This window comes from Bartonella sp. MR168JLCBS (assembly GCF_042194175.1).
The window spans coordinates 1-284 of the sequence record NZ_JBHIMP010000525.1 but is presented as its reverse complement, the minus strand read 5'-3'; the positions used below and the strand labels follow the sequence as shown (position 1 = coordinate 284).

The following is a 284-nucleotide window of genomic DNA, read 5'->3' as shown; positions in this document are numbered from 1 at the left end:
AATGAAAAAAGAATGATTTTGCATAATTTTGATCAGCAAAGGTGCCAAAATTAATAAAAAGCTGATCACAACAAGACCAATAGCTCCAACGATTACAAAAAACAAACTTTGAAAACGACAAAATAACAAACTACGCCGATCAACCACGCGATACGCTTTATTTAAGGCTGTACGCAAAGCCTCTATTCCATTAGAGGCAAAATAAGCTGCTCCAATAAGAGAAACCGTCAACACCCCTCCTCTCTGAATGGTTAAAACATTGATAATTTCCTTCGATAAAGGCT

The 284-nt window shown here is 36.3% G+C and carries 1 protein-coding gene; it reads right to left on the bottom strand.

All coding sequences use genetic code 11. From position 1 onward, the window contains the following. On the bottom strand, positions 1-284 hold a 284-nt coding region (locus ACFIK8_RS12395; RefSeq protein ID WP_375669601.1), incomplete at both ends, for a YhjD/YihY/BrkB family envelope integrity protein.